Origin of the sequence: Streptomyces sp. NPDC006739, from assembly GCF_042869815.1 — a bacterium.
GTDB lineage: Bacteria > Actinomycetota > Actinomycetes > Streptomycetales > Streptomycetaceae > Streptomyces.
On record NZ_JBIAGM010000023.1, the window covers coordinates 48,793 to 71,763 of the forward strand.

Annotated in this window: 21 protein-coding genes and 1 pseudogene; 12 read left to right on the forward strand and 10 right to left on the reverse strand. The window is 72.2% G+C overall.

Going from position 1 to position 22,971, the window contains the following annotated elements; genetic code table 11:
* The first annotated feature begins 42 nt into the window (after positions 1–42).
* Both ACFYMM_RS34155 and ACFYMM_RS34160 read left to right on the forward strand, forming a co-directional pair.
* Positions 43–417, forward strand: coding sequence for a F0F1 ATP synthase subunit epsilon (locus ACFYMM_RS34155; RefSeq protein WP_388393898.1), 375 nt, complete (start codon positions 43–45; stop codon positions 415–417).
* 316 nt (positions 418–733) lie between these two features.
* On the forward strand, positions 734–1,180 hold the full coding sequence (locus ACFYMM_RS34160; RefSeq protein WP_388393901.1) for a DUF2550 domain-containing protein: 447 nt from the start codon (positions 734–736) through the stop codon (positions 1,178–1,180).
* Positions 1,181–1,197: 17 nt separating this feature from the next.
* On the opposite strand, the gene ACFYMM_RS34165 is transcribed toward ACFYMM_RS34160, so the two are convergent.
* Both ACFYMM_RS34165 and ACFYMM_RS34170 read right to left on the reverse strand, forming a co-directional pair.
* Positions 1,198–3,030, reverse strand: coding sequence for a glycosyl hydrolase family 18 protein (locus tag ACFYMM_RS34165; protein ID WP_388393903.1), 1,833 nt, complete (start codon positions 3,028–3,030; stop codon positions 1,198–1,200).
* A gap of 116 nt (positions 3,031–3,146) precedes the next feature.
* Positions 3,147–3,449 (reverse strand): annotated as a pseudogene (locus tag ACFYMM_RS34170) (response regulator transcription factor); the annotation flags it as partial.
* Positions 3,450–3,478: 29 nt separating this feature from the next.
* Here ACFYMM_RS34170 and ACFYMM_RS34175 point away from each other — a divergent pair.
* From ACFYMM_RS34175 to ACFYMM_RS34195, 5 genes are all read left to right on the forward strand, one after another.
* Positions 3,479–3,748 carry a type II toxin-antitoxin system RelE/ParE family toxin gene (locus tag ACFYMM_RS34175; RefSeq protein WP_388393906.1) on the forward strand — a complete coding sequence of 90 codons (270 nt, stop codon included), beginning with the start codon at positions 3,479–3,481 and terminating at the stop codon, positions 3,746–3,748.
* Positions 3,749–3,830: 82 nt separating this feature from the next.
* Positions 3,831–4,523 (forward strand): response regulator transcription factor, encoded by a 693-nt coding sequence (locus ACFYMM_RS34180; protein ID WP_388393909.1) that lies wholly within the window; start codon positions 3,831–3,833, stop codon positions 4,521–4,523.
* Positions 4,520–5,983, forward strand: a complete 1,464-nt coding sequence (locus tag ACFYMM_RS34185; protein ID WP_388393911.1) for a sensor histidine kinase — start codon at positions 4,520–4,522, stop codon at positions 5,981–5,983. The genes ACFYMM_RS34180 and ACFYMM_RS34185 overlap by 4 nt, the downstream gene beginning before the upstream one ends.
* Positions 5,984–6,035: 52 nt before the next feature.
* Positions 6,036–6,449 (forward strand): hypothetical protein, encoded by a 414-nt coding sequence (locus tag ACFYMM_RS34190; protein WP_388393913.1) that lies wholly within the window; start codon positions 6,036–6,038, stop codon positions 6,447–6,449.
* Complete coding sequence (locus ACFYMM_RS34195) at positions 6,449–6,637, forward strand: hypothetical protein (RefSeq protein WP_388393915.1); 189 nt, start codon at positions 6,449–6,451, stop codon at positions 6,635–6,637. Before ACFYMM_RS34190 ends, ACFYMM_RS34195 begins: the two co-directional genes overlap by 1 nt.
* A gap of 26 nt (positions 6,638–6,663) precedes the next feature.
* Here ACFYMM_RS34195 and ACFYMM_RS34200 read toward each other — a convergent pair whose 3' ends face one another.
* Positions 6,664–7,236 (reverse strand): cob(I)yrinic acid a,c-diamide adenosyltransferase, encoded by a 573-nt coding sequence (locus ACFYMM_RS34200; RefSeq protein WP_388393918.1) that lies wholly within the window; start codon positions 7,234–7,236, stop codon positions 6,664–6,666.
* A gap of 217 nt (positions 7,237–7,453) precedes the next feature.
* Between ACFYMM_RS34200 and ACFYMM_RS34205 the strand changes: the two genes are divergently transcribed.
* The 3 genes from ACFYMM_RS34205 to ACFYMM_RS34215 all read left to right on the forward strand — a co-directional run bounded on the left by ACFYMM_RS34205 (position 7,454) and on the right by ACFYMM_RS34215 (position 11,629).
* Complete coding sequence (locus tag ACFYMM_RS34205; RefSeq protein ID WP_388393921.1) at positions 7,454–8,302, forward strand: 3-hydroxyacyl-CoA dehydrogenase family protein; 849 nt, start codon at positions 7,454–7,456, stop codon at positions 8,300–8,302.
* A 139-nt stretch (positions 8,303–8,441) separates the two neighbouring features.
* Positions 8,442–8,765 (forward strand): STAS domain-containing protein, encoded by a 324-nt coding sequence (locus tag ACFYMM_RS34210; protein ID WP_388393924.1) that lies wholly within the window; start codon positions 8,442–8,444, stop codon positions 8,763–8,765.
* Between the two features lie 332 nt (positions 8,766–9,097).
* Complete coding sequence (locus ACFYMM_RS34215) at positions 9,098–11,629, forward strand: ATP-binding protein (RefSeq protein WP_388393926.1); 2,532 nt, start codon at positions 9,098–9,100, stop codon at positions 11,627–11,629.
* Positions 11,630–11,659: 30 nt separating this feature from the next.
* Here the strand turns inward: ACFYMM_RS34215 and nucS are convergent, their stop codons facing one another.
* Complete coding sequence (nucS, locus tag ACFYMM_RS34220; RefSeq protein WP_388393929.1) at positions 11,660–12,343, reverse strand: endonuclease NucS; 684 nt, start codon at positions 12,341–12,343, stop codon at positions 11,660–11,662.
* 300 nt (positions 12,344–12,643) lie between these two features.
* On the opposite strand from nucS, the gene ACFYMM_RS34225 reads away from it, so the two are divergent.
* Positions 12,644–13,036, forward strand: a complete 393-nt coding sequence (locus ACFYMM_RS34225; RefSeq protein WP_388393931.1) for an SCO5389 family protein — start codon at positions 12,644–12,646, stop codon at positions 13,034–13,036.
* Positions 13,037–13,141: 105 nt separating this feature from the next.
* Here the strand turns inward: ACFYMM_RS34225 and ACFYMM_RS34230 are convergent, their stop codons facing one another.
* On the reverse strand, positions 13,142–14,170 hold the full coding sequence (locus ACFYMM_RS34230; protein WP_388393933.1) for an LLM class flavin-dependent oxidoreductase: 1,029 nt from the start codon (positions 14,168–14,170) through the stop codon (positions 13,142–13,144).
* A 225-nt stretch (positions 14,171–14,395) separates the two neighbouring features.
* Here ACFYMM_RS34230 and ACFYMM_RS34235 point away from each other — a divergent pair, with 225 nt between their 5' ends.
* On the forward strand, positions 14,396–14,728 hold the full coding sequence (locus ACFYMM_RS34235; RefSeq protein WP_388393936.1) for an ATP/GTP-binding protein: 333 nt from the start codon (positions 14,396–14,398) through the stop codon (positions 14,726–14,728).
* A gap of 45 nt (positions 14,729–14,773) precedes the next feature.
* Here ACFYMM_RS34235 and ACFYMM_RS34240 read toward each other — a convergent pair whose 3' ends face one another.
* From ACFYMM_RS34240 to mce, 5 genes are all read right to left on the reverse strand, one after another.
* The gene (locus ACFYMM_RS34240; protein ID WP_388393939.1) at positions 14,774–15,646 is read right to left on the reverse strand and encodes an ABC transporter permease subunit; all 873 of its coding nucleotides are present in this window, start codon (positions 15,644–15,646) and stop codon (positions 14,774–14,776) included.
* Positions 15,643–16,992, reverse strand: a complete 1,350-nt coding sequence (locus ACFYMM_RS34245) for an ABC transporter ATP-binding protein (protein WP_388393940.1) — start codon at positions 16,990–16,992, stop codon at positions 15,643–15,645. The genes ACFYMM_RS34240 and ACFYMM_RS34245 overlap by 4 nt, the downstream gene beginning before the upstream one ends.
* Positions 16,993–17,210: 218 nt before the next feature.
* Positions 17,211–18,146, reverse strand: a complete 936-nt coding sequence (locus tag ACFYMM_RS34250) for a cellulose-binding protein (protein WP_388393943.1) — start codon at positions 18,144–18,146, stop codon at positions 17,211–17,213.
* Between the two features lie 195 nt (positions 18,147–18,341).
* Complete coding sequence (gene scy, locus ACFYMM_RS34255; RefSeq protein WP_388393946.1) at positions 18,342–22,256, reverse strand: polarized growth protein Scy; 3,915 nt, start codon at positions 22,254–22,256, stop codon at positions 18,342–18,344.
* Positions 22,257–22,465: 209 nt separating this feature from the next.
* Entirely contained in the window at positions 22,466–22,906 is a 441-nt protein-coding gene (gene mce, locus ACFYMM_RS34260) for a methylmalonyl-CoA epimerase (protein ID WP_388393949.1), read from the reverse strand.
* Positions 22,907–22,971: the final 65 nt, after the last annotated feature.

Below are 22,971 nucleotides of genomic sequence, written 5' to 3' on the forward strand. Positions count from 1 at the left end.
ACACCCGGCACTACCGCCGGGTGGTGACCCGAGGAGCCACCCTTGGCTGCTGAGCTGCACGTCGAGCTGGTCGCCGCGGACCGCCAGGTCTGGTCCGGCGAGGCCACCCTGGTCGTCGCGCGCACCACGTCCGGCGACATCGGCGTCATGCCCGGTCACCAGCCGCTGCTCGGTGTGCTGGAGTCGGGCCCGGTGACCATCCGTACGAGTGATGGTGGAACGGTCGTCGCCGCGGTGCACGGCGGTTTCCTGTCGTTCGCCGACGACAAGCTGTCGCTGCTGGCCGAGATCGCCGAGCTGTCGGACGAGATCGACGTCCAGCGCGTCGAGCGGGAGCTGGAGCGCGCGAAGGCGGAGGGCGACGCCACCGCCGAGCGCCGCGCGGACGTCCGTCTGCGCGCGGCGGCGGCGCGCTGACCGTTCACGGCGTACGTTGACGTCACTCAGCCGCGGCTGGGACCGGAGCGATCCGGTCCCAGCCGCGGCTGAGGCAGATGTGGGGGTGGTGTCCGGGGCATTACCCAGGTTGCCGAGGGGCGCCCCGGGGGGGGGGGGGGGGGGGGGCGGGCGGCGCGGGGGGGGGGGGGGGGGCGGGGCCGGGGGGGCGGGGGGGGGCCGGGGGCCGGGGGGGGGCCGGGGGGGCCCCCCCCCCCCCCGCGGCTGAGGCAGATGTGGGTGTTTTTTCCGTTCCATTACCAAGTTCCACTACTGGGAGACGAGGAGGTCGGTGCCGATGGTCCTCGCTCTGACTGTGTGCGGGATCGTGGTCGCGCTCGTGGTGGTGGGACTGTTCTTCTTCGGTCTGCGGCGCAGGCTGATCCAGCGCTCCGGCGGGACCTTCGACTGTTCCCTGCGCTGGGACCTGCCGGAGAAACCGGACACCGCCGGCAAGGGCTGGAGCTACGGCGTCGCCCGCTACAACGGCGACCGCATCGAGTGGTACCGCGTCTTCTCCTACGCCTACCGTCCGCGCCGCACCCTGGACCGCGCCGCGATCGAGGTCGCCGGCCGCCGTCTGCCCGAGGGCGAGGAGGAGCTGGCCCTGCTCTCCGACGCCGTCGTCCTCGCCTGCACCCACCGGGGCACTCGTCTGGAACTGGCCATGAGCGAAGACGCGCTGACCGGTTTCCTCGCGTGGCTGGAAGCAGCCCCGCCCGGTCAGCGTGTCAACGTTGCTTAGTTCTTTCGGTCAATCCTTTACGACAGTCCGCTGTTGATGGCGTTCACCAGTTCGCCGTCGCCGGTGTCGCCGCTGAACTCCCAGAAGAACGCGCCGCCCAGCCCCTGGGCCTTGGCCCAGTTCATCTTCCCGGCGATGGTCGACGGGGTGTCGTAGGACCACCAGTTGCTTCCGCAGTGCGCGTACGCCGTGCCCGCGACGGTGCCGGTGACCGGGCAGGACGTCTTGAGCACCTTGTAGTCCTCGATGCCCTGTTCGTAGGTTCCCGCCGCCGGGCCCGTGGCCGTGCCGCCCGGGGCGTCCTGGGTGACGCCGGTCCAGCCGCGGCCGTACAGCCCGATGCCGATGAGCAGCTTGCTCGCGGGCACGCCCTTGGCCTTGTACGCGGCGATCGCGTCCGCCGTGGTGAAACCGGCGGTGGGGATGCCGCTGTAGGAGGTGAGCGGGGAGTGCGGGGCGGTCGGGCCCTGGGCCGCCCAGGCGCCGAAGAAGTCGTACGTCATCACGTTGTACCAGTTGACGTACTGCGCGGCGCCCGCGTAGTCGGTGGCGTCGATCTTGCCGCCGGTGGAGCCGTCGGCGGTGGTGGCCGCGGTGACCAGGGCGGAGGAGCCGAACTTGGCGCGCAGGGCGGCCATCACGTTCTTGAAGGCCGCGGCCCCACTGGTGTCGCAGCTGAGCCCGCAGGCGTTCGGGTACTCCCAGTCGATGTCGATGCCGTCGAAGACGTCGGCCCAGCGCGGGTCCTTCACCAGGTCGTAGCAGGACTGGGCGAAGGCCGCCGGGTCCTTGGCCGCGTCCGCGAAGCCGCCGGACCAGGTCCAGCCGCCGAACGACCACAGCACCTTGAGCTTCGGGTACTTGGCCTTCAGCTCGCGCAGCTGGTTGAAGTTGCCGCGCAGCGGCTGGTCCCAGGTGTCGGCGACGCCGCTGACCGACTGGTCGGCGGTGAAGGCCTTGTCGTAGTCGGCGTAGGAGTCGCCGATCGCGCACTTGCCGCCGGTGACGTTGCCGAAGGCGTAGTTGATGTGCGTGATCTTCGCGGCGGAGCCCGAGGTCACCACGTTCCTGACGTTGTAGTTGCGGCCGTAGATGCCCCACTCGGTGAAGTAGCCGAGCCGGACCTTGTCGCCGCCGGTCGGGGGAGTGGTGGAGCCGCCGCTGGTGTGCACGGTGACCGCGCCGCTGGCCGGGCCGGTCTGGTCGGCGGTGTCACGGGCCTGGACGGTGTAGGAGTAGTCGGTGCCGGCGGTCAGTCCGGTGTCGGTGTACGAGGTGCTCGTCACGGTGGCGACCGTCTTGCCGTCGCGCAGCACGTCGTAGTTCTTGACGCCCTTGTCGTCGGTGGCCGCGCTCCAGGCGAGCTTGACGGAGGTGTCGGTGACGGCGGAGGCGGTGGGGGTGCCGGGGGCGGAGGGGGCCGCGTCGCCCGGGGCCGTCGTGCCGTCGCAACTGCCGCCGTTCAGCTTGCAGTTCGCGGGTGATCCGGTGCCGGCGCCGTTGAAGCCGAAGGAGACGGAGGCGCCGGCGGCCAGGGAGCCGTTGTAGGACTTGTTCTTGGCGGTCCAGTGGGTTCCGGACGAGGTGACGTCCGCGTCCCAGGCGGAGGTGACGGACGTACCGGAGGGGAAGTCCCACTCCACCGTCCAGGAGTTGACGGCCGTGCTGCCGGTGTTGGTCACCGTCCACTTGCCTTCGAAGCCGGTGCCCCAGTCCTGGGTCTTGGCGTAGGTGGCGGTGACGCCCGAGGCGTCCGCGGCGGCCGGAGCCGGGCTCGCGAGACCGACCAGTCCGGCCAGGGGGAGCAACAGGGTCGCGAACCCCGCCGCGGCTCTGTGTCTGAAGCGCATCGTGCGCCTCCTATGGGGAGTTGGGGGGCGTGACTGAGCCTTCACGCCCACAGTGCCGCGAGAATAGAAAGGTCTGGACCATCGGTCAATAGGTCTGGACCACTCTCGACGGGCCGCTACCTGATCCCCAACTCCTGGGCCAGTACGGCCGCTTGCACCCTGCTGCGCAGCTCCAGCTTCCCCAGCAACCGGCCCACGTGCGTCTTCACCGTCGCCTCGGCCATGTCGAGGCGGGTCGCGACGGCCGCGTTGGACAGCCCCTCGCCGAGACAGGCCAGCACCTCGCGCTCGCACCGGGTGAGGGTGTCGAGCACCGCCGGGTCCCTCGACGGCCGTACCGGCTTCGCGGCGAACTCGGCGATCAGGCGGCGGGTGACGGCCGGGTCGACGATCTCCTCCCCGCGCGCGTGATCGCGGACATCTTCGGCACACCCAAGCCGGACGTCGCGTGAAGTACGCCTTCGAGTTCACCGCCGCCGCCCGCCGTCAGCTCAACCCGATCGATCAGACGACCGCCCTGCGCATCCTCCACGCGCTCAGCCGACTCGGCGACGATCCGTACCGCGACGACGCGGACGTCAAGAAGCTGTCGGGCCATGACGACCTGTACCGGCTCCGCGTGGGCTCGTACCGGATCGCCTGCATGATCGAGGAAGGAAGGCTTCTCATCCTCGTGGTCGAAGTCGGACACCGGCGGGAGATCCACCGCCGCCTCTGAGCCACCGCTGCCGTCCGCCCAACACAGCACCGTACCCGCACCGGACCGTACCCTGACCGGGCGGTGAGTGAGGGAGAGGCGCATGGGTGAGGCGGAGCGGGCCGGTGCCGTGCTGGTCGTGGACGACGACGCGGCCATCCGGCGCTCGCTGGAACGCGGGCTCAGGCTGAGCGGGTTCCGGGTCCGCACGGCGGAGGGCGGGCGGGAGGCGCTGGCGGTGATCCAGGAGACGCCCCCCGACGTGCTGGTCCTCGACGTGTCGATGCCCGGCATGAGCGGCATCGAGGTGTGCGAACGGCTCCGGGCCGACGGTCTGGACCTGCCCGTGCTGATGCTCTCCGCGCTGGACGAGACCGCCGACCGCATCGCCGGGCTCCAGGCGGGCGGCGACGACTACCTGGTCAAGCCGTTCGCCCTGCAGGAACTGGTGTTGCGACTGCGTGCGCTGCTGCGCCGCCGGCCGCCCGCGGGGAAGGTGCTGCGGGTCGCCGGCCTGGTGATCGACCCGGGCGCCCGCACCGCCGAACGGGACGGGCGTCCGCTGGAGCTGACCCGGCGCGAGTTCGAGCTGCTGGAGGTGCTGGCGCGCAACGCCGGGCTCGTCCTCACCCGCGACCAGCTGCTGGAGCGGGTGTGGGGCTACGACTTCGACGTCCGCACCGACGCCGTCGACACGTTCGTCAGCTATCTGCGCCGCAAGCTGGAAGCGGGCGGACGGCCCCGGCTCGTCCACACCGTGCGCGGCGTCGGCTTCGTCCTGAGGGAAGACCAGTGAGGCTCTCCACCCGCATCGGGCTCGCCGTCGGCCTCACCGTGCCGCTGCTCGTCCTGGCCTCCGGCTGGCTGCTGCTGCGGCTGGTCGACCACGACCTGCACCGCGCCGAGGACCAGCACCTGCGCACCCGCGCCACCGCCATGGTCCCCGAGGCCCGCTCCCTGCTGCGGGCCAGCCTCAACGGCCGGCCCAAGGTCGCCGACACCCGCGAACGCCTGCTGTTCAGCGCCGCCCTCGACGTCGGCGTACGGATGATCGGCCCCGACGCCACCTTCAGCGGCGGCCCCCAGCCGGACGCCTCGGTGCCGTTGCCCGAGATCGCCACCGGACCGGTCACCGTCCGGGCCGCGGGGGAGAGCTGGCGGGCGCTGGCCCGGCCGATCAGCACCCCGCGCGGCTCGGGCACCCTCTGGGTCTTCTCGCCCAACGCCGCCGACCAGGCCCAACTCCGGCTCGTACGGCACCGGGTGGCCGTGACCACCCTGCTCGCCGTCCCGCTGTCCGGCCTGCTCGCGTGGGGCGTGGCCACCGGCGCGACCGGACCGTTGCGCCGCCTCGGCCGCCGTACCGCCGGACTCGACCCGCGCACCAGCGCGGCCCGTCTCGCGGACCAGCCGAGCGGTGTCACCGAGGTCGACGAGCTGGCGGCCACCCTGCGCACCGTCCTCACCCGCTACGACGAGCAGGCCGCCCGAACCGCCGAGGCGCTGGACACCGCCCGGTCCTTCTCCTCGGCCGCCGCCCACGAACTGCGCACCCCGCTGATGAGCATGGGCACCAACCTCGACATCCTCGCCGCCCACCCCGACCTGCCCGAACCGGACCGCACGGAGGTACTGGCCGACCTGCGCACCGAACACGCCCGGCTGCTGAACCTCCTGGTCATGCTGCGCGAGCTGGGCCGCGGCGACCTGGTGGAGGAGGAGGCCTTCCGCACCGTGGACGTGACGGAGACGGCGGACGCGTCGGTGGCGGACGCCCGGCGCCGCGCCCCCGACGCCCGGATCGACCTTGCGGCGGAACCCGGGGCGACGGTGCACGGCTGGGAACCGGGCCTGCGCCTGCTCCTGGACAACCTGCTGGCCAACGCCCTGGCGCACGGGCGGGACGCGGCGGGCCGGGCGACGGTGACGGTCGGCGTGCGGCGCACCGGCGACGAGGTCGTCGTCACCGTCGACGACCAGGGCCCGGGCGTGCCCGCGGAGGCCCGCGCCCGGATCTTCGAGCGCTTCCAGCGCGGGCCCGCCAGCTCCGGTTCGGGTCTCGGCCTGACCCTCGTCGCCCAGCAGACGGCCCTGCACGGCGGGAGCGTCACGGTCGAGGACGGACCGTCCGGCGTGGGCGCCCGCTTCGTGGTGCGCCTGCCCTCCACCGGCGGTCCGCTGCCCGCGCACCGCGACTGGCTGATCGACACGGTGGGGACAAACCGGTCACAGAGTTTCCCCAAAGACGCTCCCTAGCCTCCCGGCAGGCGGACGGACGAAGGGGGCCGTCCGCGGAACGGAGGCTGAGATGTACGTACGACGGCACCGGCGCACGCTCCTCGTGGGAGCGGCCGTGGCGGCGATCCTGGCGGGCGGCACCGGGGCGGCCGTGGCCGAGAGCACTCCCGCGTCCGCGCCCACGGCCAAGTCGACCCCGGCCGGGGACGGGGCCAAGGCCCTGTGCAAGCGGGCCCCGAGGATCGAGCACCGGATCGACCGGGCGCTCGAGCGCCTGAACGCGGGCCCGAACCAGCGCGGCTCGATCGCCCGGCTGCAGCAGCGCGTGGACAAGGCGAAGGCGGCCGGACACAGCGAGATCGCGACCTACCTCCAGGACAAGCTGACCTTCCGCAAGTCCCTGGTGACGACCCTGCAGCAACGGCAGAAGGACCTGGCCGGAGTGCAGAACTGGTGCAAGAACAACAAGGGGGGCGCGAGCTGATGCGCCCGAAGCTCGCGGCCGCCGCGGTCGTGCTCGTCGTCGGGCTGACCGCGGGCTGCGCGCACCACGGCGGCACACCGCAGAAGGCGGCCGCCACCCCCTCCGGCTACTCGGAGATGCAGCAGAAGGTGGCCGCGGCCGAGTCCGCCGTCGCTCAGGCGGACAAGGACGCGGCCCAGGACCACTGATCGGCAGGGGAGGGGAGCGCCGGAACTCAGCGCTCCCCGCCCGGCACCCACAGCACGTCCCCGACGTCCTTGTTGGCCGTGCGCGCCAGGATGAACAGCAGGTCCGACAGACGGTTGAGGTAGGTCGCGGTGAGCGGGTTCATCGCCTCGCCGTGCGCCTCCAGGGCCGCCCACGTCGACCGCTCGGCCCGTCGTACGACCGTGCACGCCTGGTGCAGCAGGGCCGCTCCGGGGGTGCCGCCCGGCAGGATGAAGGAGCGCAGCTTCTCCAGCCGCTCGTTGAAGCGGTCGCAGTCCGCCTCCAGCTTGTCGACGTAGAACTGCTCGACCCTGAGCGGCGGGAACTCGGGGCTCTCCACCACCGGCGTCGACAGGTCCGCGCCCACGTCGAACAGGTCGTTCTGGACGCGGGTGAGGACCTTGACGACCTCCTCCTCCAGCCCGCCCAGCGCGATCGCCGTACCGATCACCGCGTTCGCCTCGTTGGCGTCCGCGTACGCGGAGATCCGCAGGTCGGTCTTGGCGACCCGGCTCATGTCACCGAGGGCGGTGGTGCCCTGGTCGCCGGTCCTGGTGTAGATGCGCGTCAGATTGACCATGAGGACAATCTAGACGCTTCCCGGACGAGCGCTCCGGGCGTCGCACCCCGGCGGCAGCCGGTGCGGAAAGCCCCAACCGGCCTGTCGACGCCGGGACGTGACGGTTGTCTCACCCGCTGAGACCGTGACACGCATTACTTACGGGGTTTCACAGCGCCTCACGACCGCTACTCTCCGCCGAAGAGGCATACGTAAACAGCGTGTAAGGGGAGTCGGAGTGGCACGGAAGCTCGCCGTCATCGGGGCCGGTCTCATGGGTTCCGGCATCGCCCAGGTCTCCGCGCAGGCGGGCTGGGACGTCGTCCTGCGGGATGTCACCGACGAGGCCCTGAAGCGCGGCACCGACGGGATCAAGGCCTCCTACGACAAGTTCGTGAGCAAGGGCAAGCTGGAGGCGCACGACGCGGAGGCCGCCCTCGGCCGCATCACCGCCACCACCGACCTGGACGCCGCCGCCGACGCGGACGTCGTGGTCGAGGCCGTCTTCGAGAAGCTGGAGGTCAAGCACGAGATCTTCCGCGCGCTCGACAAGATCGTGCGCCCGGACGCCGTGCTCGCCTCCAACACCTCCGCCATCCCGATCACCAAGATCGCGGCGGCCACCGCGCACCCCGAACGCGTGGTAGGTGTGCACTTCTTCTCGCCGGTGCCGATGATGCAGCTCGTCGAACTCGTCCGCGGCTACAAGACCAGCGACGAAACCCTCGCCACCGCACGGGAGTTCGCCGAGTCCGTCGGCAAGACCTGCATCGTCGTCAACCGCGACGTGGCCGGCTTCGTGACCACCCGTCTGATCTCGGCCCTCGTCGTCGAGGCCACCAAGCTCTACGAGTCCGGCGTGGCCACGGCCGAGGACATCGACCTCGCCTGCAAGCTGGGCTTCGGACACGCCATGGGCCCGCTCGCCACCGCCGACCTCACCGGCGTCGACATCCTGCTGCACGCCACCGGCAACATCTACACCGAGTCCCAGGACGAGAAGTTCGCCCCGCCGGAGCTGATGCGCCGGATGGTTGACGCCGGTGACATCGGCCGCAAGAGCGGGCAGGGCTTCTACACGTACTGAGCATTCGTGCGGTGTATCGCCCCCTCGGGTGAATTCGGTATCGGTTCGCTTACAGACGGCAACCTGGTCGCCGCTGAAGCAGTCAGACGTTGCACAGCCACCGTCACGCAGTACGCCACCGCACTCACGGGGAGCGCATATGCACATCAGGGGCGACCACACCGAGCTGGTCGTCGGGGGCCGCCTCGACGTCCGCAGCGCGGCGGACGCCCGTACGGTCCTGCACTCGGCCGTCGACGACGGAGTCGGTGACCTGGTGCTCGACCTGTCCGAGCTGGACTCCTGGGACGCCACCGGACTCGGCGTCATCATGGGCGCCCACCGGCGGGCCGGCCGCTGCGGCAGACGCCTGGTGCTGCGTGGCGTACCGGCGCAGATGCAGCGCCTGCTGGTGGCCACCCGGCTGCACCGCATCCTGGCCATCGAGGGCGGCATCGGGGTGGAGTCACTGCCTCGGGTGTGACCCCGAGGACGAGCCGGGGCGACCCCGAGGACGGCCCGGACGTGACGTGGCGACCGGATGTGACGTGGCGACCAGGTGTGAACCGGGCGACGGGGGAGACCCGGCCGGACGGCGCCGAACCGCACGTCAACGCGCAATCCTCACGAGACTGTGACGTCTCGGACGGCGCGGCACCCCGGACTGTCGTAGATACTGTGCGAAGGTTTAGGGTTCGGTCGCCCGCTTACCAGCAAACCCTCAAGCGGGCCCGGACCAGAAGCGACAGCGCGGTGTGCAACAGGCCGGGAGGGGCCGGACACGGGCACACGAACGCTTTTGGGGGGCTTGGACCTATGGACCCGATCAACCGGGGACCCGGGGAGCACGGCCAGGACGGCGACGGCAGCGCGCCGCGCCAGCGCCCGCCCAGGGAATCCCTCACCTCAGACTTCGGCCAGAGCGCGCCGGCACTCGCCCGCACGGTGCAACTCGTCTCCGGCGACTACCTGCTGACCGTCAACCCCGTCGACGGCAGCGAGATAGAGATCTGCCCGCCCGGGGAGCGCCCGGGCAGGCCCGCCAAGCTGTCTCCGGCCGAACGCGCCGAGACCGCCCGCGCCGCCCGGCCGCCCGTGCCCGCCGGTCCGGCCCGGCCCGAGCTGCCCCTGCTGGAACGCCAGGACGAACGCGAACGCCTCGTGCGGCTCCTCGCCCGCGGCCGCTCCGTACGCCTCACCGGCCCCGCCGGATCCGGCCGCAGCGCCCTGCTCGACCTGGTCGCCGAGGACTGCGCCGACCTCGCCCCGGACGGCGTGGTCCGCCTCACCGGCTTCCACCACACCGCCACCGACCTCCTGTACGACCTCTTCTACGCCGTCCACGACGCGCCCCTGCACCGCCCCGAACGGGACGAACTGCTCGAAGCGGTCCGGGAGATCGGCGCGGTCGTCGTCCTCGACGACCTGGAGTTCGGCGGCGCCGCCCTCGACGAGCTGATCGACGCCACCCCCGAGTGCGCCTTCCTGATCGCCGCCACCCCGGACATCCCCGCACCCTCCGCCGACTCGGCCGTGGAGGAGGTCTTCCTCGGCGGTCTGGACCGCGCCGGAGGCGTGGAGATCCTGGAGCGCGCCGTCGACCGCGTCCTCCGGGAGGAGGAGGCCAACTGGGCGGGCGACCTCTGGTTCGAGTCCGAGGGCCTGCCCCTGCGGTTCGTCCAGGCCGGCGCCCTGCTCCGGCAGCGCGACCAGCTGCGGGCCGGCGCGGGCGCGGTGGACGAGTTCGGCGTCTTCGCGGACGTACGGCCGCCCGTGGACGCACCGTTCGACGCCGTACCCGGCGCTGACGCCGAGTACGCCGAGGGCGTCGCCCTGCCCTCGCTCGGCGAGGCCGCCGCGCCCGCCCCGCTGCTCGCCTCCCGGCTGAGCCCCTCCGCGCGCGCCACCCTGCGCTTCGCCGTCGCCCTCGGCGGCGAGGTGCCGCACCAGGCGCACCTGCCCGCGCTGGTCGGCGACACCCACGCCGACGCCGCCCTCGGCGAACTGGTGGGCTGCGGACTGGTCTCCCCGGTCGGCGCCCGCTACCGCCTCGCCTCCGGTGTGCAGCAGCAACTGGAGGCCGCCGGGTACGGCGACGACACCGAGGCGCAGGCCCTGGCCGCCGCCCAGCACTACGCCTGGTGGGCCGGCCACCCCTCGGTCACCCCCGAGCGGGTGTGCGCCGAGGCCGACGCGATCCTCGCCGCGCTGGCCGTGCTGGCGCCGGCGACGGTCCCCCCGGAAGAGGACACGGAGAGCATCCCGGTACGGCTCGCCCGCACCGCCGCCCCGGCCTTCGCCGCCGGACTGCACTGGAGCGCCTGGGAACGCGTGCTGCGCCATGGCTCCGAGGCCTCCCGGCTGGCCGGTGAGGTCTCCGAACAGGCCTACTTCCACCACGAGTTGGGGATACTGGCGCTCTGCGCCGGACAGTTCGACCGGGCCCGCGCCGAGCTGGAGGCCTCCATCGGGCTGCGCGGTGCCCTCGCCGACAAGCGGGGCACGGTCGCCGGACGCCGGGCCCTGGCCCTGGTCGCCGACCGCACGGGCGATGTGCCCGGCCTGGGGGCGATGGTGGGCGAGGAGGTGCCCGACGCCCGGTACGAGGAGTCGGCGTCGCCGCTGAGCGGGGTGCCCGCGTTCCCGTTCCCGCCGGTGTATTCGTCCGCCTCGGAGACGCTGGTGACGCAGCGGGTCTCGCCCCAGACGGCCCCGCCCGCCGCCGGGCCCCGGGGCGGCGGCATCCGGGGCGTGGCCCGGCGCAACCTGGTCGCGGTGGGCTCCGGCGCCCTGCTCACGGCCGTGCTCGGCACGGTCGTCACGCTCGGCATGACCTCCAACAACGCCGACAACCCCGCCGACCGGGTGAACACCAACCCGTCGGCGAGCCAGGGCACGGACGGTGGCGGCCTGGGCGCCGACCCGAAGAGGGACACCGGCAGCGGTTCCGGCGTCGGCGCGCCGATCAGCCGGCCGACCGGCCCGGGCCCCGACGGCACGTACGGCACCTCGGACGACCCGACACCGCCGAAGGACACGGCCGGGCCCTCGGACCAGCCGACCGGGACGCAGGGGCCGGGGGGCGGGGGTTCGAGCACGCCGTCGAAGCCCACGTCGTCGAAGCCGGGGACTCCGACGTCGTCGAAGCCGACCCCGACACCCTCCAAGTCCGTGTCGCAATCGCCGTCGCAGACGCCGACGGACACGCCGGCTCCGTCGCAGACGCCGACGGAGACCCCCTCCACCACCAACACCGCCGGCGGCCCCGCCTCCCTCACCCCCACCGCCACCTCCAGCTCCCCCGGCGCCTCGCAGAGCACCGGGAGAGGATCGGGCTCGGTGATGTGAGGCCGGCCGGAGGGCCGCGGTGACGTCGGCTCAGAACAGCCGCAGCTTGTCGTCCTCGATGCCCCGCATCGCGTCGTAGTCCAGTACCTGGCAGCCGATGCCGCGGTCGGTGGCCAGGACGCGGGCCTGGGGCTTGATCTCCTGCGCGGCGAAGATGCCGCGCACCGGGGCGAGATGCGGGTCGCGGTTCAACAGCTCCAGGTAGCGCGTGAGTTGCTCCACGCCGTCGATCTCGCCGCGCCGCTTGATCTCCACGGCGACGGTCCGGCCCTCGGCGTCCCGGCACAGGATGTCGACCGGGCCGATGGCGGTCATGTACTCGCGCCGAATGAGCGTGTAGCCCTCGCCGAGCGTGTCGATGCGGTCGGCGAGGAGTTCCTGGAGGTGCGCTTCCACGCCGTCCTTGATCAGGCCGGGATCGACGCCGAGTTCGTGCGACGAGTCGTGGAGGATCTCCTCCATGGTGATGATCAGCTTCTCGCCCGCCTTGTTGACGACGGTCCAGACGGCGTCCGTGCCGTCGGAGGCGTCCCCGGGGCCTTCCTTCAGCGTGCAGGGCGGCGACATCCAGTTGAGGGGCTTGTAGGCCCGGTCGTCGGCGTGGATGGAGACGCTGCCGTCCGCCTTGACCAGGATCAGACGGGGGGCCGAGGGAAGGTGGGCGGTGAGCCGGCCGGCGTAGTCGACCGAGCACCGGGCAATGACGAGACGCATGGTCGGCAACGCTACTCGACCCCCACTGGTGTACGCGATTCGCCCTTCGGTCGCGGATCCCCACCGTCAACCGGGGCCCGCCGGGCCACACCATTTGTCCCTGGAACCTCTTGTTCATCCTTGGCCGATTGTGTACGCAAAGGGACCGTTCCATATACGCATTCTGCTGGTGTGGTCACCGACCGTTGCCTACCGTAGGGAACGGGAGGTCGCGGTGCGTGTACTGAGCGTGTTCGATATCGCGTACTCCCCCTACCTGTCCGGCAACCCCTGCTCGTTGGGGGTGCGAGAGGAGTACCCATGTCGCTCGACGTCTCACCGGCCCTACTCGAACAGGCCGAGCGAGGCGAGGTCGACGAAGCTGAATTCGTCGACTGCGTCCGGACCTCCCTGCCCTACGCATGGGAGATGATCAGCTCCCTGGTGGCCCAGCTGAAGGTGGACGGCGGCCAGTTCGCCGACAACCAGACGCCCCCGCCGGACGAGCGGGCACGCGGTCAGCTGCTGCGTGCGCTCGCGAGTGACGCCATACGCGGCGCGCTGCAGCGGCACTTCGGGGTGCGGCTGGCCTTCCAGAACTGCCACCGGGTGGCGGTGTTCCCACTGGAGGCCTCGGTCGACGAGACGTTGGCCCGCTTCACCTCGGTGCGCAGTCAGGTGCTCAACCAGTCCCCGGAATTCCGGGACTGCTGACGCGGAGCGCCGGGACCGCTGACACGAAGGCCGCTTGCTTGCCGCTCCACTCGCGGGGGGTGCGTTCGGGGCTGGGGCGGCAAGCTCTTCGGTCAGGACGGGAGTTCAGCGCAGCTGCGGGAGCACCTCGCCGCCCAGCCGTCGCAGGTTCTCCTCCGTCGCCGCCAGGTCACCCGAGCCCTCGACCAGCAGGGCGAAGCGGGTGATCCCGGTGCGCTCGGAGGTGGCCGCGAGACGGTCGGCGCACAGCCGCGGGGTGCCCACCGGGTGCAGCCCGCAGAGCAGTTCGGTGTAGGCGAGGGGATCGCGCATGGACCGCTTCCGGCCGTCCACGGTGACATGGGCCTCCAGGCCCTGTTTCAGCCAGCCCGGCATCGCCTTCAGCAGTGTCTCGACCGCCTCCGTGCGCCGGTCCGCGATCTGGCAGACCCCGGCCGAGACATGGGCCGCGCCGCGCACCTCCTCGGCGGGCCGCCCGGCCGCCCGCGCGCACTGCCGCCACAGGGCGACCATCTCCGCCTTCTCCTCGTCCCCCACGTGCATCCCGAGCAGCATCGGCAGCCCGCGCTCGGCGGCCAGCCGCACGCTCGCCGGTGAGGTGCAGGCGACCACGACCTCGGGGCCCGGGGCCTCCGTCAGCGATTCCGACGGGCGCGGTACGACCGGCACCTCACGGAAGGAGAACCGTTCACCCGACGCGGCGACCGAGGGTTCGCGCAGCCAGCGCACCAGCAGATCGAGTGATTCCGGGAACCCGTGCTCGTACGCATCGAGGCCCGAGCCGAACACCTCCAGGTCCACCCAGGGCCCACCGCGCCCCAGCCCCAGGGTGAAGCGCCCGCCGCTCGTCACGTGCAGGAGCGCGGCCTGTTCGCCGAGGGCGACGGGGTGGACGGTGGGCAGCACGCTGACCGCCGTACCCACCCGGATCCTGCGGGTGCGGCCCAGCAGCAGCGCGGCCAGGGTGACGGCCGACGGGCACGTGCCGTAGGGCACGAAGTGGTGCTCGGCCAGCCAGACGGTGTCCAGCCCGGCCTCCTCGGCGACCTCCGCCGAGCGGACCGCCCGGTGCAGGGCCTCCCCCTGGCCCTGACCCGGGAACTGGGCGGCCAGCACAAAACTTCCTACGCGCATCGCTTTTCCTGCTTCCTTGGCTCCTGACCCGGAGCTCCCCCACCCGGCATAACCGTGTGACACGTGACGAGGACACGGCCTGGCGAAGGGATTTGCGGATTGTCTGCAGAATGGGTCGCCCTGGAGGGGGACTTGTACGGGTTGGTTCCCTACGCGTACCCCTGTCGGTGCCGCGTAGGCTGGAGACGCAGCCCGTGCTTCCTGTATAGCCCCGAGAGGTGTCCCGTGTCCCCGCGTCGTAATCGACCGAACGGAGCCGGATCGTCCGGCCGCAGCGCCGAGGACGACCGGACCGGCCGGTACGGCGGCTGGCAGTCCACGGAGAGCTGGCAGGGCGAGGAGTGGAGCGTGCGCCACGTCGCGGGGGCCAGCGCGCAGGGCAAGACCTACCGCTGCCCGGGCTGCGACCAGGTGATCCCCTCCGGCGTCCCGCACGTGGTGGCCTGGCCGGAGCACGCGGGCGTCGACGACCGCAGGCACTGGCACAAGGCGTGCTGGAACGCGAAGGACCGCCGCACCACACGGGTGCAGCGGTCCCGTAACGCGCCGAAGTTCTGAGCCCGGCCGGATGACCCGGCCGGATGACCCGGTCGGACGATCCGGTCAGACGTCCCGCTTCTCCAGCAGCGCGTACGCTCCCGCGAACGCGGCAGCCGTCACGCCCAGCATGATCCACAGCGGGTCCCAGCCGGACGGCCCGGAATTGGTGAGGGAGTTGGAGTAGAACACGCTCATCTGGTTCGGGATCGAGTACTCCAGCAGCGCCTGGCGGACCTTGTCCAGCGAGGACGCGAACATGAACAGCGCGATCACCAGCGGGGCGAGCACGGCGCCGATCATGATGGTGATGGCGCCCGCCGAGTGCCGGATGATCGAGCCGATGACCAGCGAGAGCAGCCCGAGCAGCGCGACGTAGAGGCTGATGCCGAGCGTGGCCTTCAGCCACTCCTGGGCCGACGGGGTCCGGGCGCCGTTGCCCTTGGTCATGGACGCCTGTGCCATCGCCACGAGGGTGGCGGAGACCAGCGTGACCACGAAGGCGACGGCGAAGAACACGATCGCCTTCGCCGTGAGCACCCGGCCCCGGGTGGGGCAGGCGGTCATGGTCGTCCGGATCATGCCGGTGCCGTACTCCGAGGCCGTGGTCAGCACGCCGAGCGTGATGATGCACATGCTGCCCAGCAGCAGCCCGAAGAAGCCCAGCGAGAGCGGGTTCTGGCCGGACAGGTCGGAGGAGGAGTTGCTGACCACCGCGCCGGCCAGCAGACCGATGCCGACGACCAGCAGCACGAACACACCGAGCGTCCACATCGTCGAACGCACCGACTTGATCTTCGTCCACTCGGAGGACAGCGCGTGCCCGAGGTGGGTGCGCACGACCGGGATCGGCGAGGTGTAACCGGCGTACGAACCACCGGGCGCCGCCTGCCAGGTGGGCGCGGCGGCCGGCTGCATCGGGGGCTGGGGCGTGCTCATCGGGCGTCCTCGGGCTTGGTCAGGTCGGCGGGGGCGACGGGCTGGGACGTTTCGGCGGGCTGGGACGTTTCGGCGGGCGGGGCCGACGGCTGCGCGGGCGGGGCTGCCGGGGCCGCGGGGACTGCCGGGGCGGGTGCGGCGGGAGCCTGCGCCGGGGCCGGGGCCGGCGGCGCGTACGGGTTCGGCTGACCGGCGCCCGGAGCGCCGACGGGCGCCATGGGCGCACCGTAGGGGTTGGCCGCGGCCGGAGCGCCGTAGCCGCCCGCGGGCGCGCCCTGACCGCCGTACGGCCCGGCGGGCGCGCCGAACGGCCGGCCGCCCTGCTGGGGCGGCGGCGGGGCGTACCAGTCCGGCTGGCCCTGGCCCGGCACCGGCACCGGCGGCTGCGCGCCGGGCGGCAGGGGCTGCTGCAGACCCGCCTTCTGGTCGATGGTCGAGCGGTAGTCGACGGCGCCCTGCGTCATCCGCATGTAGGCCTCCTCCAGCGAGGCCTGGTGCGGTGACAGCTCCCACAGCCGTACGTCCGCCTCGTGCGCCAGGTCGCTGATGCGGGGCAGCGGCAGCCCGGTCACCCGCAGCGCGCCGTCCTGTTCGGGCAGCACATGGCCGCCCGCCTCGGTCAGCGCGGAGGTCAGCTTCTCGCGCAGCTGCGGCTCGGTGTCCGGCGTCCGCACCCGCGCGAAGTCGGCGGAGTTGGCGGAGATGAAGTCCGTCACGCTCATGTCGGCGAGCAGCTGACCGCGCCCGATGACGATGAGGTGGTCGGCGGTGAGCGCCATCTCGCTCATCAGGTGGGAGGAGACGAAGACGGTGCGGCCCTCCGCCGCGAGCGCCTTCATCAGGTTGCGGACCCAGAGGATGCCCTCGGGGTCGAGGCCGTTGACCGGCTCGTCGAACAGCAGCACCTGCGGGTCGCCGAGCAGCGCGGCGGCGATCCCGAGCCGCTGGCCCATGCCGAGCGAGAAGCCCTTGGAACGCTTGCGCGCCACCTCCTGGAGGCCGACGACACCGAGCACCTCGTCCACCCGGCGGGCCGGGATGCCCGACAGCTGGGCCAGGGACAGCAGGTGGTTGCGGGCGTGCCGGCCGCCGTGCACCGCCTTGGCGTCGAGCAGCGCGCCGACCTGGCGCGGCGCGTTGGGCAGCTTGCGGTACGGGTAGCCGCCGATGGTCACCGTGCCCGACGTCGGGTTGTCCAGACCCAGGATCATCCGCATCGTCGTCGACTTGCCCGAGCCGTTGGGCCCGAGGAAGCCGGTCACGGCCCCGGGCCGCACCTGGAAGGAGAGGTTGTACACGGCGGTTTTGTCGCCGTATTGCTTGGTCAGGCCGACAGCCTCGATCATGCTTCACACCCGTCGGAGGTATCCGTCGAAAAGGTCAGGACAGCGGGGTGCACGCCCCCGTAAGGGTTAGGAGCTTATCGGGGCGCTGACGGTTCCGGCCAAAGGGAAGTAAAGCCAGGCGTCACGCACGGAGCCCCCTGTCACCGCGGTGACAGGGGGCTCCGTGCGGATCGCACCGGGTGATACCGGATGAAACCGGCACCACTTACCGGATCTGCTTACCGGGTCTGCTGGGCCGGCACCCCACGGGAGATCGGCTCGTCGTCCGCCGGCGAACCGGCGGCGGCCACCGCGGCGCCCGTCAGCGTGGCGAGCATCTCGCGGACGTTCGTCAGCTGCGCGTTGATCGAGTCGCGGCGGTTGGTCAGCGCGGCCAGCTCGCGCTCGGATTCCGAGCGGATGCGGTCGGCCTTGGCGTTGGCGTCGGCCACGATGTCCTCGGCCTGGCGCTGAGCCGTCTCCACGGTCTGACGGGCACGGCGCTCGGCGTCGGTGCGCAGCTTCTCCGCCTCCAGGCGCAGCTGCTCCGCCCGGTGCTCGATCTCCGCCAGGCGCTTCTCGGCCTTCTGCTGGCGCGAGGCGAGGTCCCGCTCGGACTGCTCGCGGCGCTTGGCGAGGTTCGTCTCGAAGTCGGCGGCGGCCTGCGCGGCCTTGGCGCGGGTCTCCTCGAAGAGGGCGTCGGCCTCCTCACGCTTGGACTGCGCGTCCTTCTGGGCCTCGGCGCGCAGCTGCGAGGCGTCACTCTTGGCCTTCTCGACGATCCGGACGCCCTCGTCCTCGGACTTCGCCTTGCGTTCCGCAGCGAACGATTCTGCGTCGTTGCGGACCTGCTGGGCCGCCGACTCCGCGAGTTCGCGGTGCTGCTCGGCCGCGCGCCGTGCCTCCTCACGCAGATCCTTGGCCTCTTCCTCCGCGAGCCGGAGGATCTTCTCCACACGTGCGCCGAGACCCGCGTACGACGGCTCGGCGTCGGTGATCTGCGCCTGGGCGTTCTGTGTCTCGAGGTGGAGTTCCTCGATGCGCTTTTCCAGAGCGGTGATGCGGGCGAGAGCGCTGTCACGGTCGGAGACGAGCTTGGAGATCCGTTCGTCCACCTGAGCGCGGTCGTACCCACGCCGCACAAGCTCGAAGCCGTAGGGGGAAGTGTCGCTCATGGGGTTCCTGTCAAATGAGACCGGTGAGGTGATAGGGGGAATCCTAGGGGCCGAAGCGGTGTGTCATCGAGCGGATACGTGTTTGATCTGGAGAATGACACCACTTTTGGGTGGCTGATCCCCGGACGGCTTGCCAACGGGCACGCCGAAGACAGGGTCAAAGCGCCCAGAAGACACCAGAACCGACCCTGTCCGCTAGCTGTCTGACGACTTGCCACCCGATCGGGGGGCGCCCACGCTGGCGCCCGCCTTGACTCCGCCGTCCTTGCCGGCCGACGGGGCCTCGAAGGACTCCAACGCCTCCAGCACGTCCTGGACACGGGAGATCTCGGCGTTGATGTCCTCCCGGCGGCGCACGAGGATCTCCAGCTCGCGCTTGCCCTCCTCGACCGTGCGCCGGGCCTCGCGGATCGCCTCGGCCTTCAGCTCCTCGGCCTCCCGGACGAGCGTGGCCTTCTTCTGCTCGGCCTCCTTCAGCAGCCCCTCCGCCTTCTTGACGGCGGCGATACGCACCTTGCCCGCCTCGGAGTTGGCCTCCGACACCAGCTCCTTGGCCTTCGCCTGCGCCTTGGCCAGCTGCTCCTCGGCGGCGGTGATCAGCGCGTCGCAGCGGTCGCCGGCCGACTTCATCGTCTCGGCGGCCTCACGGCGGGCCCGCTCGTGCAGCTCCTCGATCTCGGTGGTCAGGCGCTCGCGCAGCTCCTCCGCGCGCTCCCTTATGGCGGTGGCGTCGCGGCGGGCGCCGACCAGCAGCTCGTCCGCGTCCGTGCGTGCCTTCTCCACCAGCGAGTTGCCCTCGACCGTCGCCTCGGACACCAGCCGGTCGGCCTCCTGACGTGCCGCGCCCACCATGGTGTCGGCCTGCGCCTCGGCGTCCGCGGTGGTCTTCAGCGCCTGCTGCTGCGCCTCGGTGAGCAGCTTGTCGGCCTCGGCCGTGGTCTCCGTGATGAGCGTGTCGACCTGCTCGGCCGCCTCCGAACGCCGCTTGTTGGCGTCCTTGCGGGCCTCGTCGAGGGTCCGCTGGGCCTCCTCGCGCGCGGAGTTGACCAGGTGCTCGGCCTCGGCCTCCGCACCCGACTTGACCCGCTCGGCGTCGGTGCGCAGCCGCTCGGCGTGCTGCTGCGCGGAGCCCACGGTCTCCGCGGCCTCCGCGCGCAGCCGCTCGGCGTCGCCGGTGGCGTCCGCGATGAGCTTCTCCGCCTTGGCGATGGCGTCCGAGCGCACCCGGTCCGCCTCGGCCACGGTCTCCGACTGCAGCCGCTCCGCCTCGGTGAGCGCCTCCGTGCGGACCCGCTCGGCCTCCGCGACCGTCTCGCTCTGCAGCCGCTCCGCCTCGTTGCGCGCCTCGGTGATGAGGGTGTCCGCCTGGGTCGCCGCGTCGGAACGGATGCGGTTGGCGTCCTCCCGGGCCTCGGCGCGGGTGCGCGTGGCGTCCTGGTCGGCCTGGGCGATCGTGTCGGAGGCCTCGGTGCGCACCCGCTGGGCGTGCGCCGCCGCCTCCGAGCGCAGCCGCTCCGACTCCGCGATGGCCTCCGTGACCGTACGCTCGGCCAGTGCCTTGGCGGCCTCGGACTCCTCGCCCGCCGTCCGCCGGATCCGGCCGGCGTCCTCGCTGGCCCGCTCCCGCTCGGCGTAGGCGTCGGAGCGGACCCGGTCCGCCTCCTGCTCGGCCTCCCGGCGCATCCGGTCCGCCACGTGCTCGGCGGCCGAGCGCAGCCCGGCGATCTCGTCCTGCGCCTGCTCGTGCAGCCCGGCGACGGATTCCCGTACCTGCTGGGCGTGTTGCTCGGCCGCGGACACCATCTCGTTCGCGCGCCGGTCGGCCTCCTCGACCAGTCGGACAGCCTCGGCCTGCGCGTCCTCCACCCGCTTGCGCGCCGAGGCCAGCAGCTCCTCGCTCTGCTCGCGGGCCCGCTCGCGCTCCTGGCCGGCCTCCTGGCGGGCGGCACCGAGGAGTTCCTCGGCCTCCCGGCGCCGCCGGGCGGCCTCCTCCTGCGCCGCGGCCAGCGTCTCGGACGCCTCGGCGCCCAGCCGCTCGGCGGCGGCCTGCGCCTCCGCGCGCACCCGGTCGGCGGTGTCCTGGGCCTCCACCTTGAGCCGCTCGGCCTCGGCGGCGGCCTCGGAACGCAGCCGTACGGCGATGGCCTCGCCCTCGGCCCGGGACGCGGACGCGTCCGCGGCGGCCTCGTCGCGCAGCCGTTCGGCCTCCGCCTCGGCCTGCTGCTGGAGCGTACGAAGGCGTTCGGCGGCCTCCGAGCGCAGCCGCTCGCCCTCCTCGCCGGCCTCCCGGCGGATCCGGGCGGCCTCCTCACGGGCCTCCGTGAGCGCCTGCTCGGCCGACGCGAGCCGCTCCTCGGCCTCGGTGTGCAGCCGGGCCAGCTCCTCGGCGGCCTGGGCGCGGCGCGCCTCGACCGCCCGCTCGCTCTCCTCGCGCAGCTCGCGCGCGGCCCGCTCGGCGTCCGCCTGGAGCGCCTCGGACTGCTCCAGGACCTCCGCGCGGTGCCGCTCGGCCTCCTTGCGGGTGCGCTCCAGGGTCTCCTCGGCCTGCCGGCGCAGCGTCGTGGCCCGCTCGATGGCCTCGGTGCGGACCTTCTCGCTGTCCGTGGTCGCGGACTGCCGCAGCTCGTCCGCGTCCGCCTTGGCCTTGGCGAGCAGCTCCTCGGCGGACCTGGCCGCCTCCTCGATCTGTGCCACGGCCTCGCGCCGGGCCTCGGCACGGATCTTCTCGCCCTCGGCGACCGCCTCCGAACGCAGCTGCTCGGCCTCGCCGCGCAGCCGGCGGGCCTCCTCCTGCAGTTCGACCGTCTTGGCGCGGTACTCCTTGGTGTCGTCCTTCGCCGCGCCCTTGAGCTGCGCGGCGATGTCGTGCGCCTCGGCGCGCAGCCGGTCCGCCTCGGCCTCGGCCTCGGTACGGATCCGCTCGGCCTCCTCGGCGGCCGCCCGGGTGGTCTGCTGCGCCTCCTCGGACGCCTTGTTCAGGACGTCCTCGGCGGTCTTCGCGGCCTTCGACAGCTGGGAGGCCGCCTCCTCGGCGGTGACGCTGCGGGCCTTCTCGCCCGCCTCGGCGAGGATCTTCTCGGCCTCGGCGCGGGCGTCGGCGACGATCTGCTCGGCGTCCGCCTTGGTGGACTCGGCCTCCTTGGTGGCCTCGCTGACCAGCCGGGCGACCTGCTCCTTCGCGGTCCGCGTGCGCTGCTCGTTGGCCGACTCGGCGCTGGAGAGGGCCTTTCCGGCGGCCTCCTTGGCCTCGGTGACGAGCTTCTCCGCCTCGGATTGCGCCTTGCGCAGCGCCTCCTCGGCCTCCGCCATGCGCTGCTCGGCGGCCCGGCTCAGCTCGCTCGCCTGACGGCGGGCCGCGTCCGACTCCGTCGCCGTCGACGTACGCAGCTGCTCGGCGTGGTCGGTGGCCTCCTGGGCCTGCGTCGAGGCCGCGTTCAGCAGCCGTTCGGCGTCCGTGCGGGCACGGCGCAACAACTGCTCGGCCTCCGCGCGGGCCGCCTCGGCGTCGCTCTGCAGCCGCTCGCGGGCCTCCCGGGTCACCCGCTCGGCCTCCGCGCGGGCGGCGGCCATCGCCTGTTCGGCCTCGGCGCGGGACTCCTCCAGCAGACGGCGCGCCTGCGACTCGGTGCGGGCCCGCAGCTGCTCGGCCCACGCCACGTTCTCGTTGACGTGCGACTCGACGGTCTGCCGGCGCTCGGCCAGCTCCTGGTCGAGCTGCTGGCGGCGGGTGACCGCCTCCTGGTGCAGCTCCGCCTGGAGCCGGGCCGCCTGCTCGGCGTGCTCCTGGAGGATGCGCTGGGTCTGCGCCCGGGCCTGGCTCAGCTCCCGCTCGGCGTCCTGGCGCAGCTGGTCGGCCTGGATCTGGGCGTTGCGCAGCAACTGCTCGGCCTGATAGCCGATGTCACCGCCGTCGTAGGCGGGCCTGGTCATGATGGTGCGGCGCGCCTCGTGCAGCTTGGCGCGCAGCACCTCGACCTGGTAGCCGAGGTCCTCGGCGTGCTGGATCGCCTTTTCCCGCTCGGTCTTCAGCCGCTTCATCTCGGCCTCGAACCGAGAGAGGTGGTCGACGTCAGCCGCCGGCTCTCGCTCCTGGCTCTCGTAGCCCCGCACTGCGCGGTCCCATCCGTCCCCTGGTCGCAACCTTCTCGAACGAGCTCCGTCCATCCGCCGAACGGGGCCCCCGGGGAATGGTGTCAGATCAACGGCGGAGCACGGGCTGCTGCCCCGACGCTCGTCCCCCGAAACCCGGACCCCGGCATGCGGTCGCCCCGGTTGTGGGAACGACCGCCCCCAACCCTACCGGCCCCTATGTACGAGGGTCAGTGCTCAGGTGACTCAACAGGCGCGGAAGTGACCAGTTCTGTCAGTACGCCGTGGCAGTCCTTGGGGTGAAGGAAGGTGATCCGCGACCCCATGGAACCGATGCGTGGCTCCTCGTACAGGACGCGTACGCCCTTGCCGCGGATGGCGGCGGCGTCCCCGTCGACGTCCGCCGTACCGAAGGCGATGTGATGGACGCCCTCCCCGTTCTTCGCCAGCCACTTGCCGACCGCCGAGTCCTCCCGGGTCGGTTCCAGCAGCTGCAGGTAGGAGGCGCCGCCGTCGGACGTGTCGTTGATCTTGAGCATGGCCTCGCGTACGCCCTGCTCCTCGTTGACCTCCGAGTGGAACACCTCGAAGCCGTACGTGGCCCGGTAGAACTCGACGGTGGCGTCGAGGTCGTGACAGGCGATCCCGATGTGGTCGATTCGCGTCAGCATGGTTTCAGTGCAGCGCTCCCGCGGTGGTTACGCAACGTGCGCGCGATCACACCGACGGCCCGATG

Coding starts and splice junctions, on each gene's coding strand:
- ACFYMM_RS34225 (WP_388393931.1), top strand. CDS start 12,644: ATGTCGCTCGACGTCTCACCGGCCCTACTCGAACAGGCCGAGCGAGGC.
- ACFYMM_RS34165 (WP_388393903.1), bottom strand. CDS start 3,030: ATGCGCTTCAGACACAGAGCCGCGGCGGGGTTCGCGACCCTGTTGCTC.
- ACFYMM_RS34245 (WP_388393940.1), bottom strand. CDS start 16,992: ATGATCGAGGCTGTCGGCCTGACCAAGCAATACGGCGACAAAACCGCC.
- ACFYMM_RS34230 (WP_388393933.1), bottom strand. CDS start 14,170: ATGCGCGTAGGAAGTTTTGTGCTGGCCGCCCAGTTCCCGGGTCAGGGC.
- ACFYMM_RS34190 (WP_388393913.1), top strand. CDS start 6,036: ATGTACGTACGACGGCACCGGCGCACGCTCCTCGTGGGAGCGGCCGTG.
- mce (WP_388393949.1), bottom strand. CDS start 22,906: ATGCTGACGCGAATCGACCACATCGGGATCGCCTGTCACGACCTCGAC.
- ACFYMM_RS34215 (WP_388393926.1), top strand. CDS start 9,098: ATGGACCCGATCAACCGGGGACCCGGGGAGCACGGCCAGGACGGCGAC.
- ACFYMM_RS34160 (WP_388393901.1), top strand. CDS start 734: ATGGTCCTCGCTCTGACTGTGTGCGGGATCGTGGTCGCGCTCGTGGTG.
- ACFYMM_RS34180 (WP_388393909.1), top strand. CDS start 3,831: ATGGGTGAGGCGGAGCGGGCCGGTGCCGTGCTGGTCGTGGACGACGAC.
- ACFYMM_RS34240 (WP_388393939.1), bottom strand. CDS start 15,646: ATGAGCACGCCCCAGCCCCCGATGCAGCCGGCCGCCGCGCCCACCTGG.
- ACFYMM_RS34210 (WP_388393924.1), top strand. CDS start 8,442: ATGCACATCAGGGGCGACCACACCGAGCTGGTCGTCGGGGGCCGCCTC.
- ACFYMM_RS34195 (WP_388393915.1), top strand. CDS start 6,449: ATGCGCCCGAAGCTCGCGGCCGCCGCGGTCGTGCTCGTCGTCGGGCTG.
- ACFYMM_RS34250 (WP_388393943.1), bottom strand. CDS start 18,146: ATGAGCGACACTTCCCCCTACGGCTTCGAGCTTGTGCGGCGTGGGTAC.
- ACFYMM_RS34200 (WP_388393918.1), bottom strand. CDS start 7,236: ATGGTCAATCTGACGCGCATCTACACCAGGACCGGCGACCAGGGCACC.
- nucS (WP_388393929.1), bottom strand. CDS start 12,343: ATGCGTCTCGTCATTGCCCGGTGCTCGGTCGACTACGCCGGCCGGCTC.